The following is a 14,733-nucleotide window of genomic DNA, read 5'->3' as shown; positions in this document are numbered from 1 at the left end:
GAGACCCTAGGTCACCGCTCAGCGCAGCCGATAATCCTTCAGCACGGCCCGGCCGATGATCATCTTCTGGATGTCGGCGGTGCCCTCGCCGATCAGCAGGAACGCCGCCTCGCGGTAGAGCCGCTCGATCTCGTACTCCTTGGAGTACCCGTAGCCGCCGTGGATGCGGAAGGACGCCTCCACCACCTCGTTGCAGTACTCCGCCGCGAGGTACTTGGCCATGCCGGCCTCGACGTCGTTGCGCTGCCCGCCGTCCTTGGACCGCGCCGAGCGGACCATCATCGCGTGGGCGGCCTCGACCTTGGTCGCCATCTCGGCCAGGCGGAACAGGATGGCCTGGTGCTCGACGATGGGCTTGCCGAAGGTCTCGCGCTGCTGGGCGTAGGCGATGGCGAGCTCGAAGGCGCGGTTGGCGACGCCGGTGGCGCGGGCCGCGACGTTGACGCGACCGACCTCGACCCCGTCCATCATCTGGTAGAAGCCCTGGCCGGGAGCGCCGCCCAGGATCTGGTCGGCGGAGATGCGGTGACCCTCGAGCACCAGCTCGGTGGTGTCGACGCCCTTGTAGCCCATCTTCTCGATCTTGCCCGGCACCGTGACGCCCTGGGCGGTCTCCCCGAAGCCGGCCTCCTTCTCGACGAGGAAGGTGGTCATGTTCCGGTAGACCGAGTCGGCGCCCTCGTCGGTCTTGACGAGCAGCGCCACCAGGGTCGAGGAGCCGCCGTTGGTCAGCCACATCTTCTGGCCGGTGATCTCGTAGCCCTCGTCGGTCCTGACGGCCTTGGTCTTGATGGCCGCGACGTCGGAGCCCAGGCCCGGCTCCGACATGGAGAACGACCCGCGCACCTCGCCGGTCGCCATCCGCGGCAGGTACTTCTGCTTCTGCTCCTCGGTGCCGTGGTGCATGAGCAGGTAGGCCACGATGAAGTGGGTGTTGATGACCCCGGAGACGCTCATCCAGCCGCGGGCGATCTCCTCGACGACCAGGGCGTAGGTCAGCAGGGACTCGCCCAGACCGCCGTACTCCTCGGGGATCATCAGGCCGAAGACGCCGAGCTCCTTGAGCCCCTCGACGATGTCGGTGGGGTACTCGTCGGCGTGCTCGAGCTCGGTGGCGACGGGGAGGATCTCGGACTCCACGAAGGAGTGGACGGCCTTCAGGATCTCGGACTGGTCCTCGGTGAGTCCCTCGGTCTGGCACAGGCGGGCCATCGGCACGTGCTCCTTCGTCTCGGCGCGGCGACGCGGCGGCGTCGGTCGTCGGACCCAAAGTAACCCGTCAGTAGCCTAGGGTCACTTGTGGGGAACGCCACAGCACCGGCCGGGTCTCACCCGTCCGCGCGCCTGGGCAGCAGCCGGCGCAGCGCACGGCCGGCGCGACCGGCTCGGCCGGGAGCCGGGCCGGCTGGGGCGGCGGCGCGAGCAGGCGCGGTGCTCGCGTCGGGGTCCGGCGCCGCGCGGTCGCGCAGCTCGCCGACGAGATCGGCGACCAGCGCGACGGCGACCTCGGCGACCTCGGCGTCGGTCACGGAGTCGGGGTGGCGACGCGGCGGCACGACGTCGGGCACGAGCAGCGAGTCGAGGTCACCACGGACGTCGTAGCCGCCCGCGCGCACCGCCGCCACCGCCCGCAGCCCGCGGGCGCGGCAGTCGGCGACCTGGTCCTCGCCGGGCCAGAAGGGCTCGCCCGCGCGGGGCGCGAGCAGCTGGTCGGCGAGGTGGCTGCGCAGCCACCTCCCCCGGTCCTGGGCACCCCAGGGACCGCTCAGCGCGGCGTTGACCCGTCGCAGGGTCTCGGCCTCGACGACCCCCATGCCGGTGTTGGCGAAGCGTCCGCTGGTGTCGACCACCGCGAGGTCGAGGTCCAGCAGCGCGGCGAAGCGGTGCCACAGGTCCTCCCGCGGCTGGTCGCGTCCCGGCACGGGGAGCACGTGCACCCGCTCCGCAGGCACCGCACCGCCCCAGCGCTCCAGCACCAGCCCGAGGTCGAGGGCACGCCAGTCCCAGACGTCGCGAGGGTCCTCGGACTCGCCTCGTCCGTAGTCGGCCAGGGCCGTCGTGCCGCGGTTCTTCAGGTGCTCCTGCCAGCTCGAGGCGAAGAGCGAGAGCGGCTCGCGGGCGGTGACGACCACGTGGACCTCGTCGGCCGGCAGGGCCTCCACCGCGCGGCGCGCCTGGGCGGCGCTGGCGGCGCAGAAGAACTCGTGCGAGACCAGCACGTCGCCGCTGTGGGCGGCCGTGTCGGCGAGGACGACGTCCCAGGCCTCGGCCGCGCCGGGCCCGCGCCGGCGTACGCCAGGGTCCTCGCGCACGACCAGCGAGCTCAGCAGGTGGTCGCGCTTGGCCCGCCCGGGGAGCAGCAGACCCGCTTCCAGCAGCGCGGCGCGGTGCGACCACCACCCGGCCTGCAGGTAGCTGGTGCCCGTCTTGGGCAGGCCGATGTGCAGGAAGGCCCGACGGCTCATCTGCCGAGCTCGGCGGAGTACCGGTCGAGCACCTCCTGCGCCCGGGCCGGGTCGCTGGAGGCCAGGGGCAGCAGGAGCTCCTGGACGACGTCGGTCAGCTCGGCCAGGCGGAGGTTGAGCCGGCGCAGCTCGCCCACCTCCTCCTCGAGGTCCGCCACGCGTGCCCGCAGGGCCTCGAGCCCGTCGGGGCCCTCGCTGGCGACGGCCGGGCGCGAGCGCAGGCCGGGGGCCAGCCGGCGCAGCCGGTCGACCGGGCCGGCCGGCCCGGGGTCGGGGCGTTCGTCGGGTGCGTTCATGCTCTCCACTCCATCACCATGCGGTAGCCCCGCAGCGGGGTCTCGTCCTCGATGCCGCCGGCCGGCGGCTGACCGGTGTGCGTGACGTCCACGGCCCCCTCCTCCACGACGCGTGCGCCGCGTGCGAGGACCTCCGAGCGCACCTGGTCGGGCTCGAGGCCGTGCAGCAGCAGGTGCTGCGGCAGGGGCGGGTCGGCCGGCGGCAGCACGAACTCGAGGTAGAGGCGCCCGCCGCCGGACAGCGCCATCTCGGCCAGGCGCCACAGGTGGCGTCGGCCACGGTCGCTGGTGGCGTCGGCGACGTGACGCGCGAGGAGGGCCCGGGGGCCCTCGCGACGGGCCAGGCGCGCACCCCAGAGCATGACCTGACGCAGCTCGAGCAGGTTCATCGAGGCGAAGTCGGCGCCCCACCCCTCCTCCTGCGAGCGGACGTGGAGCCGGGCGAACCCGTTGGGTGAGAAGTCCAGCCCCAGCACCGGGTGACCACGCCGGGCCAGCCACACGGCGTCCTGACCGCGCCCGCAGCCCACGTCGACGACCTCGCAGTCCTCCGCCTCGCGCCGGTGCAGCAGGCGGGCCAGGTCGTGCGGCTTGCGGACCGGGCCGTGGTGGACCGCGTCGGAGTAGCGCCGGTCCCAGTGGTTGCGCGCCGCGCGGGTGCCGCGGAACCAGCCGTCGAGACGGCGGGTCGTGGCCGCCGGGGGCGCGTAGGCGAAGGCGGGGTCGGGCCGCCGCCAGGAGGGGCCGTAGGTCGCCGCCAGGAGGGCCTCCGGGTCGGCCGGGGCCGGCAGCGAACGCCCCTCCAGGACCACCGAGCTCCGCGGCAGCAGCGCGGAGCGGTCGTAGGGCACCCACAGCTCGCCCATGAGCATGAGGTGACCCTCGACGAGGGCGCCGGCGAAGACGTCGATGGTGCGGCGGGTGCCGTCGGAGACGGTCAGGTCGACGCGGAAGGCGGCCCCGCTGTAGCGGGTGGTGTCGTGGCCGGCGCGGATGAGGTGACGCTGGACCCGGTAGGACTCGAGGATCACGTCCACCGGGTGCTCGTGGGAGCTGAGGTAGGCCAGGTCGACGTCGTTGTCGTGCCCGACGAAGCTGCCCTCGCGCACGGCGCCGAGCAGGGTGCCGTAGGCCACGAAGGGCTCCACGCCGGCCTCCTCGAGGTCGGCGAGGAGCCGGGCCGTGGCGTCGAGGAGGAGCGCGGTCGCCTCCTCCCCCTGGTCGCCGAAGGCGACCGCGAGCCGGCCGTGGTTGTCGACGACGAGGTCGCGGCCCTCCCGGTCGACCAGGCGCACACGGTCGGGGCCGGGCCCCATCACGACCTCGCGGTCCAGCAGCACGGTCTCGCCGCAGGAGACCGTCATCCGCACGGGCCCGTCGAGGGCCTGGGCCAGCTCGCGCGGCCAGGGCACCGCGACCGCACCGGGCGGCCCCGAGCGGGACGGCGTGCGACCCGCGACCCGCTCGGTCCACAGGGACCACACCCGACGACCGTCGAGGAGCACGTCGAGGAGGACGTCGTCGCTGTCGCCGAGCAGGAGGCCCGCACGATCGACGTCGACGACCTCGGGCAGCCGTGGCACCGTCGTACTCCCTCCCCCGTCGTGGAACGGCGAACCTACCAGTCGCGGGCGCCCCCGCGACGTCGGCTCACACGAGGTCGCGGAACCGCCGGGGCACGCGCACCAGCGGCTGGCTGCGCATCGCCTGCACCTGTCCCGCGCCGGTCGCGCGCCACATCGCGCCCTGGCGCTGCACGATGCGCTCGAGGCGCGCCGGTCGCGGACGGAAGCGCTCGACCTGCTCGAGGTCGATGTCGGCGGTGATCTCGTCGAGCAGGTCGACCATCTCGTCGGCCGGGCGCTCCCAGCTGGTGCGCGCTGCGCGGCCGTCGTCACGGAACGCGGCGTGCCGCTTGGCCGCGGCGTCGGCCAGGTGGTCGCGGTCGGCGAACTTGAGGTGGAACATGAACAGCTCCGGGTCGACCGCGTAGGGGCACTCGATGCCGTGGGAGGCGTGGGCCCAGCGCGCGGGCACCCACTTCAGGCTCGGCTTGCACATGAGGGGCGCGAACTTGGCCAGCGCGCGCTGCGAGAGCACGGGGGCGTCGTCGCGCAGCGGCCCCTCGCGGGAGACGTCGTGGACGACGTTGAGGGCCGTGACGCCCACCGCCTGCCGCCCGGGCCGCGCCGCGACGTAGTGGAGCAGCGAGGCGTGGTGGTCGGGGTCGGGCACGATGAACTCGTCGGTGTCGCAGAACACCACCGCGTCGTAGGCCGCGAGCAGCCCGGCCGAGAGCCCCGCCATGACCTCCATCCGCGACGGCTCGAAGCCGCGCTTGCGCAGCGGGGGGATCCGCAGCACCGGCCCGGCCAGGTCGTCGGTGGACCCGTCGGTCGTCTGGTCGTCGACCACGTAGACGTGCTCGGCGCCGACCTGGGCGGCGTAGTGACGCACCCAGCGCCCCAGCATCGCGCCCTCGTCGCGGGCCATGGTCATCACCGCCACGCTCGGCAGCTCGCCCTCGGGGGCGGCCGACACCAGGTGGGAGAGGTCGGCGGGGTCGGCGGGGTCCTCCGGCGCCGGGGGCGGGCGCGAGGGGTCCGACGGGTCCGCGGACCCCGAGGAGCGGCGGCGCAGGAGCGCCATCAGTCCTCCTCCCCCCGACCGGCTGGCCCGGGGCCCTGCCGGCGCGCCGCACGGCGCTGCTTGCGCTCGCTCTGGCCCCACTCGCGCACGAGCAGCTCGAGCCCGTCGACGGCGGCGGCCAGCTGGTCCTCGGCGGAGATCTCGTCGGTGTGCACGCCCGGCACCCGCACCGGCCGGAGGTCCTCGAGGTCGCCCACCACGCGGTGCCCGGCGCCGGCGAGGCGCTCGACCTGCGCGTGCGCCTCCTCGCGCACCCACTCCTCGTCCAGGCCCAGCCGGGGCTCGAGGGGGGTGCGGGCCACGAGACCGCGCTTGGCCAGGGAGTGCTTCACGAACCGGTCGTAGCCCTGCGGGACCGCTCCGTCCACCACCATCTTCTCGTTGAGGCGGCGCAGCACCATGGCCGTGGCCGGACCGATGGAGCGGTTGGACCGCACCTCGAGGTCGTAGCCCGAGGGATCGACGCCGAGCACCTCCGCGAAGCGCCGCCAGAGCAGGTCGTGGGGCGCGCCCGAGGGCGGCACCGTCACCAGGGTGAGGCGCCCCTCGCCGAGCACCCGCGCCCAGCGCTCCGCGATGACCGGGAGGTCCTGGTGGCGCCAGAAGTTGCGCGCGATCGGCGAGTCCCTGTCACGGTCGCGCACCGCAGCCAGGAAGTCGGGCCAGGTCGCCGACGAGCCGTTCTGCATCGACTCCAGCCACATCGCCGGGATGTTGCGCGACAGGTCGCGACACGTCATCACCGCCTCGACGGTGGTGTCGGGGAAGGCGGCGAGGATCTGCTCGATCTTGGCCTCGCTGCGCGGGCCGAGGAACTCCATCGAGACGACTGCGGTGCCCTCCCAGCGGCTGGCGTCCTCGACGACGGCGGCCCACGACCCGTCGAGCGGCATCGGACGCTGGCCCGGCCCACCGCGCTCGATCAGCTCCCGCACGGCCTTCACCTGCTCGCGCCAGCGGCTGCCGGCGAAGAGCACGCCCGACTCGGCGAGACGCTCCCGGTGGTGGCCCAGGACGTTCTGGACGAAGCTCGTGCCGGACTTCATCGAGCCGATGTGCAGCACCAGTCGTCGCGCCATGGGCATGCTCCTCCGAGAGGTCGTCGGGTGGGGCACCGGCCGGACGGGAGCGTCAGGGAAGCGTGACGCGGGAGACCGGCACCCAGTGATCCGTCGCCAGCCTCACCAGCGGGATGCGGCTCGGAGCATACCCGTCCCAGGTCGCGTCGCCGGGACCGAAGAGCCAGTCCACGCGCATCGTGCCGCGCGGCGGGGTGCAGCGGCCGTCGGCGTAGCGTCCTCCGGTCGCGCTGCGCAGGGTGGTGCCGGCCATGACCTTGCAGACGATGGTCTCCTTCTCGTTCATGTCGCCCACGTAGAAGACGGGCACGCCGGTGGCCTCGAGCTCGTTGATCCGGGCCAGCTGGGCGCGCACGGCCTTGTCGCGCTTGGCCTGGTACTCCCAGGGCGCGTTGTGGACGGCCATCACCCAGATGCGTCGCCCCGTGGCGCGGTGCTCGAGGAGCACGACCGGCCGGTCGAGCTCGCGGCTGATGAACTGGGTCCGGATGACGGTGCGCTCGATCGGCTTCCACACGTCGCGCCGCCACAGCAGGGCCGACTCGACACCCAGGTCGCCGGACGCCGGGGTCTGGAAGCTGGCGTACTCGCCCTCGCCGGCGGCGAGGATCGCCGCGAGCTGCTCGGCGGTCTGCTCCTGCACGCCGACGACGTCGGCGTCGAGGGTGCGCAGCGCCCGGGCGGTCCACTCCGCGCGCATGCGCGCGGGGGCCAGCTGGTCGTCGTGGGCGTAGGGCCGGGTGTGGCCGTTGCCGACGGTGTTGAAGGTGGCGATGCGGAAGCTGAGCGGCCCCTCGCGGCGCGTCACCGTCGTCGGCTTCGTGCTCGGAGCCTGCCGCGCGGCGGTCCCGGGCACGGCGGTCTGGCCGCGCTCGTCGTTGCCGACGCAGGCGCGCTGGCCCTCGCTCGTGCGGGCGCACCCGTGCAGCCACCCCAGGCTGAGGTCGGTGTAGGTGCCGGGGCCCACGACCGGCACCGGGCTGCTCCCACCGGGCGCCGAGCCGTCACCGAGCTGGCCGTAGACGTCGGATCCCCAGCACCACCGTCGCTGCGCGTCGTCGATCAGGCAGGAGCTTCCTTCGCCCACGGCCACCCGCCTGGCGACGTGGCCACCGGTCACGGCGACCGGCGAGGTGGACCCGGCGAGGGTGCCCGTGCCGAGCTGGCCCTGGTCGCCCCGGCCCCAGCAGCTCACCGCACCGGCGCCGGTGCGGGCGCAGGCGTGGGTCCACGAGACCGACACCCCGCTCCACGCGGTGCCGGTGCCGACGCGGGTCGGCTCGGCGCGGTCACGGTTGTCGCCCACGCCGAGCTGGCCGAAGAGGTTGCGGCCCCAGCACCACAGCGAGCCGTCGCCCTTGACCGCGCAGGTGGACCAGCCGTTGACCGAGACGCGCTTCCAGTCCGACCCGGGCACCCGGGTGGGCGTGGTCCGGTCCTGGTCGCCGGGCACGCCCAGCTGACCGGCGGAGTCATCGCCCCAGCACCACAGGGTGCTGTCGGCGCGGGTCGCGCAGGTGTGGAACCAGCCCGTCGAGACCTGCTTCCACTGCCTGCCGGCCACCCGGGTGGGCTCCAGGCGCACGTCGCGGGTGCCGTCGCCCAGCTGGCCGCGGTGGTTGACGCCCCAGCACCACAGGCTCGCGTCGGTGCGGGTGGCGCACGTCGAGGCGCCGCCGGCCGACACCGTGGCCCACGCGGTCGAGCCCCCCACCTGCTCGGGGATCGCGGTGCCGGGGCCGGTGCGGTCGAGGCCGAGCTGGCCGTAGGTGTTGCGTCCCCAGCACCACAGGGTGCGGTCGCCGCGGATCTCGCAGGAGTGCTCGCCGCCGGCGGCGACCCGGCGTACGGCGGGTGCCCGGCGGGCCGATGCGTCGGCGACCGTGACCGCGGCCGACCTCGCCGAGGCGCCCGCGGACCGCGGCTCCTCCGCTGCCCCGGCCACCGTGCCGGCGCCGGCCAGCAGGGTGGCCACCAGGACGACGAGGGCGGCCAGGACGGCCAGGGCACCCGTGGGGGCGTGCGGGCGCAGGGGAAGGCGCATGACGTGCTCCGACTCGGGGAAGAGGAGGGGGGACCGGGGAAGGCTAACCTCCCCCGGTCCCCCACGTCCCGCGATCGGGCGAGGCGCCTCTCGCGCCCCGCCCGCCACTCACGTCACAGACGTCGCAGACATCACTGCGTCAGCAGCCACGCCTTGGCGTAGGGATCGACGTCGGTGGCCGCACGACCGGCCACGACCCGGCTGACCGGCGGGTTGGCGAACAGCGTGTTGGCCCAGGAGATGTACTGGCGCACGATGCCGTCGCGCGTGATGATCATGCCCTGCTCGTCGGACTTCAGGCTCGAGCCCGACCAGTTCGCCGAGCCGTTGAGCACGATCCGGTCGCCACGGCTGCCGCCGTAGTTGCCGCTGATGGCGATCGACTTGATGTGCAGGTAGCGGTCGTAGACGCCGTCGCCGTCGGGGTCCTGCACGATGTGGCGCCGCGGCACGGGGCCCAGGATGTCGCGGACGTTCGGCGTCATCACCGAGTAGTTGATGCGGATGTTGCACCCGGCGTTGTACTTCTGGCGGATCGCCCGGGCGACCGCCTCGCCGCGCAGGCCGTTGAAGACCGACTGCATGATCCGGATCTGGGTCCGACCGTTGATGCCGAAGCCCTTCCGCACGTTCTTGCACCGGGTCTTGCCGAGCATGTCCACGACCTGGTCGGAGCGCCCCAGGCGCGGGTAGAACCACGAGCGGTAGTCACCCTCGGCGAAGGTGTCGAACGTCGGGCGGTGCAGCTTGTCGCGCGAGGCCTGCGTGAAGATGCGCTCGTAGCCCCGGTAGGTCTTCTCCCGCCCGGCGAGCGTGATGAGGTCGTCCCACTGGTTGTTGGCCGCCGACTCGGTGAGGTTGCCGGAGCCCTGCATCACGACGTGTCGCGACTTCCCCACCTTGCTGAAGAGGAAGAACTTCGAGTGCACGATGCCCGTGCCGGCCTTGCCGCGGCAGGAGTTGTTGCAGACCCGGAACCAGCTGCGCATGCCCGCCTTGCGGGACTTGTTGCCGACCGCGAGAGCCCGCTTGAGGGTCCGGTAGGACCCGTCGGGCTGCTGCTGGGCGGCCAGACCGCCCGACATGATGACGCGGACGCTGACGCCGCGCTGGTGCGCGGCGCGCAGCGAGCGCACGAAGAGCTCGCTCTTGAAGTTCCACGTGATCATCCGGATCCGCTCGCCCGCGGGCGTGCGGGCGATGGTCTCGCGGATGTGCTTGTTGATGACGTGCGACCGGTCGTTGAGGGGGTTGTTGAAGAGCAGTCCCTGGGGCACGGTGTAGCCGCCCGCCCGCTGCCGCGACGGGCCCGAGGCCGACGCGTAGCGGTCGACCGACGACACCTCGACCGACGCGGTGGTGGCGCTGGGCGCGGCCTGGCTCGGCACGGCGACCGCACCGCTCAGCAGCAGCGGCAGGCCCACGAGGGCGCCCACCAGCATCCGGCGTACAAACATCCTTGCTCCATTTCCCGACCCGCGGTGGCGGGTCGTTCGCCTGCCGACGGCAGGCGTTCGCACCCTTGATCAGCCTTGGCAGCTGCGCAGAGCCCGACGGTACTCGGGGCTCGACGCGAGGCTCTCGGTCTCGTTGACGACGTTGCCGGGGACGGCGTAGAACCGGCCCGCGTGCTCCACGATGGTCTGGCCGAACTCGCAGCGACGGCGCTCCGGCTCCTCGACCCGACCGTCCTGCACGCACCCGGCGTACCCGCGTGGCAGGTCCTGGCCCGCCACCCAGACCGCGTCGCACTCCGGGAGGCCCGAGCCGGAGGGCGAGGTGGAGGACGAGGGAGACGGGTCGGTGGCCTGCTCGGCCGGGCCGGCCGAGCCGCCGTCGGACCCGCAGCCGGCGAGGAGCACGACGAGGAGGGCCCCTGCCGACGGCACGAGGGCCCGGCGTCGTCGTCCGCGGTCGCTCACCCCAGCAGGGTAAAGCATGTCCGGGTCACCGGGTCCCGGCCACGGCGCGCAGCAGGGCCGCCGACTCGGCCACGAGCCGGTCGACCTCGTCTCCCGGGCCGGGCGGGTCGGGCGGGTCGGACGGGTCGACCGACCCGGCCCCCGTCGCGGCGACCAGCGCGGACCGCGCGTGCTCGTGCAGGGCCCGGGCGGCACGCAGCACGTGGGCCGGGTCGGGCGGGCTGACGGCGTCGGGGTACTCGGACGGGTCGGCGTCGACCGGGAGGTCCTCGAGGTCGCCCGTCAGGGCGACGCGCCCGCCGGTGACGAGCGCCCGGATGTCGGCGTTGCGCCGGGCGGCGGCCGCGGCGGCCGTGCGGTCGAGGACCGGACGCTCCTCCAGGGAGCGCAGCGCCCCGAGCGGGCCGAGCGCCGCCTCCCGCACGAGCGCGCGGTAGACCGGCCCGGGCAGCCCTGTGAGCAGGGTGTTGGCGCGGCGCAGCACGTCGCAGGAGGCGTAGCCGAGCGAGTCGTTGCGCCGGGCCACCGACGGGTCCGCGATCGAGGCGTCGAGACCCGCGGCGGTGGCGAAGCGCCGCCACAGCTCCGAGGCGGGCGCGTGGCCCGGCACGGTCACCAGCCCGACGCCGGCCACGGCCGGGTGGTCGCCCCACCGCGCCACCACGACCGGCACGTCCTGGGCCCGGTGGAAGACCCGGTGGGCCCGCGAGCCGCCCTCGGGGTCCTCGATGAGTCGCAGGTAGCTGGCCCAGTCGTCCTTGCCCTGGTTGCGGGTGAAGGTCTGCCACTGGGCGGCCACGGCGCGCAGCTGGTCGCGCACGGTCACGACGACGCTCACCTCGAGCCCGCGCAGGGGGCTCACCAGCTCCTCGACCTGGGCCGCGGTGGCGAAGCCGAGGAACTCCATCGAGACCACCGACACCTCCGCGGGCGAGGCGTGGACCCGGGCCGCGAGGTCGAGCCACCGGGCCCGGTTGCGCCGCGGGGCCTCGGGAAGGCGCAGCATGCGGCGCACCGCGCGGGTCTGGACGCCGAAGCCGCCGACGAACTCGGCACCCGAGGCGAGCAGCTCCTGCTTGTGGCCGCCGAGGATGGACTGCACGTAGCTCGTCCCGGACTTCATCGTCCCCACGTGGAGCACGACTCGACTGCTCAACGGGCCTCCCGGGGAGATGGAGCCGATCTGGCGCGGGAGCACCGTAGCACCGCGGCCCGACCGCGCCGCCGCCCCGCGGCGCGGGTCAGCGCCACCACCGGCGCCGGGGGCGCACGGCGACCTCCCCGGCTGCGCCCGCGGCGTCGAGGAGCCGCTGCGCCACCGCGGCCGGGTCGACGCCGGGGACGGCCTCCACGTCGGGCGTCGGGTCGCCGGGGCGGGCCAGCACCGGGTCGAGGTCGGCCGGGTCGCCGTGCACCGACCAGCCCGCCGCCGCGACCTCGTCGAGCCAGGCCCGGGTGGCGGGCACGAGCACCTCGGCCAGCCCGGCCGGTGCCAGCGGCCGCGCCGAGCCGGTGGCGGCCAGCTCGCCCTCGGCGTACCCCTGCTTCACGACGCGGGCGCGGACGCGGGGATCGAGACGGTCGCCCAGGGCCCGGTTGACCGCCCGCAGGAGCGCGGTCTCGGGCGCGCCCAGCGAGGCGTTGCCCGGCAGCGACAGCCCGGGGTCGACCAGTGCGGGGTCGACCCCGGCCGCCTCGGCGAAGCGCTCCCACAGCACGGCGGCCGGCGCCCCCGGCGGTGGGCAGAGGACCAGGTGTCCGCGGTCGGGCCCCAGCCGCGCGGTCCAGCGCTGCAGCGCGCCGACGAGGTCCTGGGCGTGCCAGAAGTGGGGACGCGACCCGCCGTCGTCGGGGCCGGCGGGCTCGCGGCCGGTGTCGGCGCGCAGCTGCTCGCGCTCGAGGTCGGCGAAGGACCAGGTGGCGCCGAGCTTGACCTCCTCCTGCCAGTGCGCCGTGGCCTGACGGCCGAGGTCGCGGGCGGTGACGACCACGTGCACCTCCCGCCCGGCCAGCGGTGCGAGCGCCCGCTCCACCTGGTCGGGCGCCGCTCCCCCCAGCACCTCGTGGCTGATCACCGCGGTGCGGCCACCGGCGTCGAGGAACTCCCCCGCGCGGGCGCAGACCGCGGCCCACGCGCCCTCGACCTGCTCGGCGGCGAGCCCGAACCGGGCTCGGCTCCCCCTCACCTCGACGGCGCCGTGGAACATCGCCCCCGGCCGGACGAAGGGGTAGACCACGCCACCGGCCCGCAGCTCGTCGCGGTGCGCGGCGAGCAGGGCCTGCAGCCAGGTCGTGCCGGTCTTGGGCAGGCCCACGTGGAGGACGACCCTGCCACCGCCCGGGCGGGCCGACCGGGTGTCGCGGGGCTGCTCGGGAGGCACCCGCCCATGCTGCCACCGCCCCGACCCCGACCGTGGCACTAGCCTCCTCCTGTGAGCTCCGCCCCCTCCCGCGTCTACGCCGCCCGCCTCGTCGGGCTGCCGATCTTCGACCCCCAGGGCGACCAGGTCGGCAAGGTGCGCGACCTCGTGGTGTCGGTGCGCTCGGAGACCAGCCAGCCGCGCGTGCTGGGCCTGGTCGTCGAGGTCTTCGGCCGGCGCCGGATCTTCGTGCCGATGACCCGGGTGACCCACATCGACAGCGGCCAGGTCTACACCACCGGGCTGCTCAACATGCGCCGCTTCGAGCAGCGCTCCACCGAGACCCTCGTCATGGGCCAGATGCTCGACAAGACCGTGCGCATCGCCGGCTCCGGGGTCACCGGCACGGTCTACGACGTGGCCATGGAGCAGGCCCGCAACCGCGACTGGGTGCTGTGCCGGGTGGCGGTGCAGGAGCCGGCCAAGGCCCTACGACGCAAGGGTCAGACCCACGTCGTGGAGTGGCGCGACGTCGAGGGCCTCACGCTGCGCGAGGAGGCCCAGGGCGCGACGCACCTCGTCGCCGCGCTCAACGAGCTGCGACCCGCCGACGCGGCCACGATGATCCACGAGCTGCCCGTCGAGCGCCGCTCGGCGGTGGTCGCCGCCCTCGACGACGAGCGCCTCGCCGACGTGCTCGAGGAGCTCCCGGAGGAGGACCAGGTCGAGATCCTCAGCCACCTCGGCGACGAGCGCGCCGCCGACGTGCTCGAGGAGATGTCGCCCGACGACGCCGCCGACCTGATCGCCGAGCTGCCGCCGGAGACCGCGGCCACCCTGCTGGAGCTGATGGAGCCCGACGAGGCCGAGGACGTGCGGCGCCTCATGTCGTACGTCGAGGACACCGCGGGGGCCATGATGACGCCCGAGCCGGTGATCCTCGGGCCCGACGCGACGATCGCCGACGCGCTGGCCCACGTGCGCAACCCCGACCTCACCCCGTCGCTGGCCGCCCTCGTCTACGTGTGCCGTCAGCCGCTCGAGACCCCGACCGGGCGCTTCCTGGGGGTGGCCCACATCCAGCGGCTGCTGCGTGAGCCCCCCTCGACCCTGGTCGCGGGGGCCCTCGACGACTCGATGGAGACGCTGCCACCGGAGGCCACCATCGACCAGGTGGCGGCCCACCTGGCGACCTACAACCTGGTGGCCGCGCCCGTCGTCGACGAGAACGGTCACCTGCTCGGCGCGGTGACGGTCGACGACCTGCTCGACCACATGCTGCCGGAGAACTGGCGCGACCAGGGTCTGCGGCCGCGACGTCGCCGGGGGGCCGCTCGTGGCTGAGAGCCGTCGCGCGCGTCTCGACACCCCCACCGAGACCCGGCGCCAGCTGGTGCGGCGCCCGTCCTACGACTCCGACACCTTCGGGGTCTTCGCCGAGCAGTTCGCCCGCTTCATGGGCACCGCGAAGTTCCTCATCTACATGACGCTCTTCGTCGTGGTGTGGGTGGTGTGGAACCTGCTGGCGCCCGCCGAGCTGCGCTGGGACGACTACCCCTTCATCTTCCTCACCCTGATGCTCAGCCTCCAGGCCTCCTACGCCGCACCGCTGATCCTGCTGGCGCAGAACCGCCAGGAGACGCGCGACAAGGTCGTCGCCGAGCAGGACCGGCAGGCCAACGCGCGCGCCCACGCCGACATGGAGTTCCTCGCCCGCGAGGTCGCCTCGCTGCGGATGTCGGTGGGAGAGGTCGCCACCCGCGACTTCCTGCGCTCGGAGCTGCGCTCGCTGCTGCACGAGCTCGAGGACCGGGCCGGCGACCGGGCCGGGGAGCGGCCCGGTGAGCGGCCCGGCGAGCGGCCCGGCGACCGGGTGGCGGGCGACGACCGTCCCGCACCACCCCTCGCCTAGGATCGG

General features: G+C 74.3%; 13 protein-coding genes. 2 read left to right on the top strand and 11 right to left on the bottom strand.

Annotated elements, in window-relative coordinates; translation table 11 throughout:
- Positions 1-18: 18 nt before the first annotated feature.
- From ASF50_RS05785 to ASF50_RS05735, 11 genes are all read right to left on the bottom strand, one after another.
- Positions 19-1,212, bottom strand: coding sequence for an acyl-CoA dehydrogenase family protein (locus ASF50_RS05785; RefSeq protein ID WP_056903748.1), 1,194 nt, complete (start codon positions 1,210-1,212; stop codon positions 19-21).
- Between the two features lie 116 nt (positions 1,213-1,328).
- Positions 1,329-2,465, bottom strand: a complete 1,137-nt coding sequence (locus ASF50_RS05780) for a hypothetical protein (protein WP_056903747.1) — start codon at positions 2,463-2,465, stop codon at positions 1,329-1,331.
- Entirely contained in the window at positions 2,462-2,761 is a 300-nt protein-coding gene (locus tag ASF50_RS05775; RefSeq protein WP_056863985.1) for a DUF6752 domain-containing protein, read from the bottom strand. Before ASF50_RS05775 ends, ASF50_RS05780 begins: the two co-directional genes overlap by 4 nt.
- Complete coding sequence (locus ASF50_RS19235) at positions 2,758-4,344, bottom strand: class I SAM-dependent methyltransferase (protein ID WP_056903745.1); 1,587 nt, start codon at positions 4,342-4,344, stop codon at positions 2,758-2,760. Before ASF50_RS19235 ends, ASF50_RS05775 begins: the two co-directional genes overlap by 4 nt.
- A 67-nt stretch (positions 4,345-4,411) precedes the next feature.
- Positions 4,412-5,410 (bottom strand): glycosyltransferase family 2 protein, encoded by a 999-nt coding sequence (locus ASF50_RS05765; protein ID WP_056903744.1) that lies wholly within the window; start codon positions 5,408-5,410, stop codon positions 4,412-4,414.
- Positions 5,410-6,489: a hypothetical protein gene (locus ASF50_RS05760; protein ID WP_056903743.1), complete on the bottom strand. Its 1,080-nt coding sequence runs from the start codon at positions 6,487-6,489 to the stop codon at positions 5,410-5,412. The genes ASF50_RS05765 and ASF50_RS05760 overlap by 1 nt, the downstream gene beginning before the upstream one ends.
- A gap of 52 nt (positions 6,490-6,541) precedes the next feature.
- Complete coding sequence (locus ASF50_RS05755) at positions 6,542-8,533, bottom strand: endonuclease/exonuclease/phosphatase family protein (protein WP_056903742.1); 1,992 nt, start codon at positions 8,531-8,533, stop codon at positions 6,542-6,544.
- A gap of 131 nt (positions 8,534-8,664) precedes the next feature.
- Positions 8,665-9,990 carry a phospholipase D-like domain-containing protein gene (locus ASF50_RS05750; RefSeq protein ID WP_082502789.1) on the bottom strand — a complete coding sequence of 442 codons (1,326 nt, stop codon included), beginning with the start codon at positions 9,988-9,990 and terminating at the stop codon, positions 8,665-8,667.
- A gap of 69 nt (positions 9,991-10,059) precedes the next feature.
- The gene (locus ASF50_RS05745; protein WP_156718118.1) at positions 10,060-10,455 is read right to left on the bottom strand and encodes a hypothetical protein; all 396 of its coding nucleotides are present in this window, start codon (positions 10,453-10,455) and stop codon (positions 10,060-10,062) included.
- A 25-nt stretch (positions 10,456-10,480) separates the two neighbouring features.
- Positions 10,481-11,596: a hypothetical protein gene (locus ASF50_RS05740; protein ID WP_156718117.1), complete on the bottom strand. Its 1,116-nt coding sequence runs from the start codon at positions 11,594-11,596 to the stop codon at positions 10,481-10,483.
- Between the two features lie 100 nt (positions 11,597-11,696).
- Positions 11,697-12,836, bottom strand: coding sequence for a hypothetical protein (locus tag ASF50_RS05735; protein WP_156718116.1), 1,140 nt, complete (start codon positions 12,834-12,836; stop codon positions 11,697-11,699).
- Positions 12,837-12,887: 51 nt separating this feature from the next.
- On the opposite strand from ASF50_RS05735, the gene ASF50_RS05730 reads away from it, so the two are divergent.
- Both ASF50_RS05730 and ASF50_RS05725 read left to right on the top strand, forming a co-directional pair.
- Positions 12,888-14,159, top strand: coding sequence for a magnesium transporter MgtE N-terminal domain-containing protein (locus ASF50_RS05730; RefSeq protein ID WP_056863976.1), 1,272 nt, complete (start codon positions 12,888-12,890; stop codon positions 14,157-14,159).
- Positions 14,152-14,727, top strand: a complete 576-nt coding sequence (locus tag ASF50_RS05725) for a DUF1003 domain-containing protein (RefSeq protein ID WP_082502787.1) — start codon at positions 14,152-14,154, stop codon at positions 14,725-14,727. The genes ASF50_RS05730 and ASF50_RS05725 overlap by 8 nt, the downstream gene beginning before the upstream one ends.
- The last annotated feature ends 6 nt before the right edge of the window (positions 14,728-14,733 follow it).

Source organism: Nocardioides sp. Leaf307, assembly GCF_001423135.1.
In the GTDB taxonomy this organism is placed as follows: Bacteria; Actinomycetota; Actinomycetes; order Propionibacteriales; family Nocardioidaceae; genus Nocardioides; species Nocardioides kribbensis.
Note: the sequence above shows the minus strand (reverse complement) of the source record. Positions and strands in the feature narration are given on the sequence as shown.

What these genes read in the sequence shown, in the direction of transcription:
- ASF50_RS05785 (WP_056903748.1), bottom strand. Translation starts at nt 1,212, where the DNA reads ATGGCCCGCCTGTGCCAGACCGAGGGACTCACCGAGGACCAGTCCGAG.
- ASF50_RS05780 (WP_056903747.1), bottom strand. Translation starts at nt 2,465, where the DNA reads ATGAGCCGTCGGGCCTTCCTGCACATCGGCCTGCCCAAGACGGGCACC.
- ASF50_RS05775 (WP_056863985.1), bottom strand. Translation starts at nt 2,761, where the DNA reads ATGAACGCACCCGACGAACGCCCCGACCCCGGGCCGGCCGGCCCGGTC.
- ASF50_RS05765 (WP_056903744.1), bottom strand. Translation starts at nt 5,410, where the DNA reads ATGGCGCTCCTGCGCCGCCGCTCCTCGGGGTCCGCGGACCCGTCGGAC.
- ASF50_RS05760 (WP_056903743.1), bottom strand. Translation starts at nt 6,489, where the DNA reads ATGGCGCGACGACTGGTGCTGCACATCGGCTCGATGAAGTCCGGCACG.
- ASF50_RS05755 (WP_056903742.1), bottom strand. Translation starts at nt 8,533, where the DNA reads ATGCGCCTTCCCCTGCGCCCGCACGCCCCCACGGGTGCCCTGGCCGTC.
- ASF50_RS05750 (WP_082502789.1), bottom strand. Translation starts at nt 9,990, where the DNA reads ATGTTTGTACGCCGGATGCTGGTGGGCGCCCTCGTGGGCCTGCCGCTG.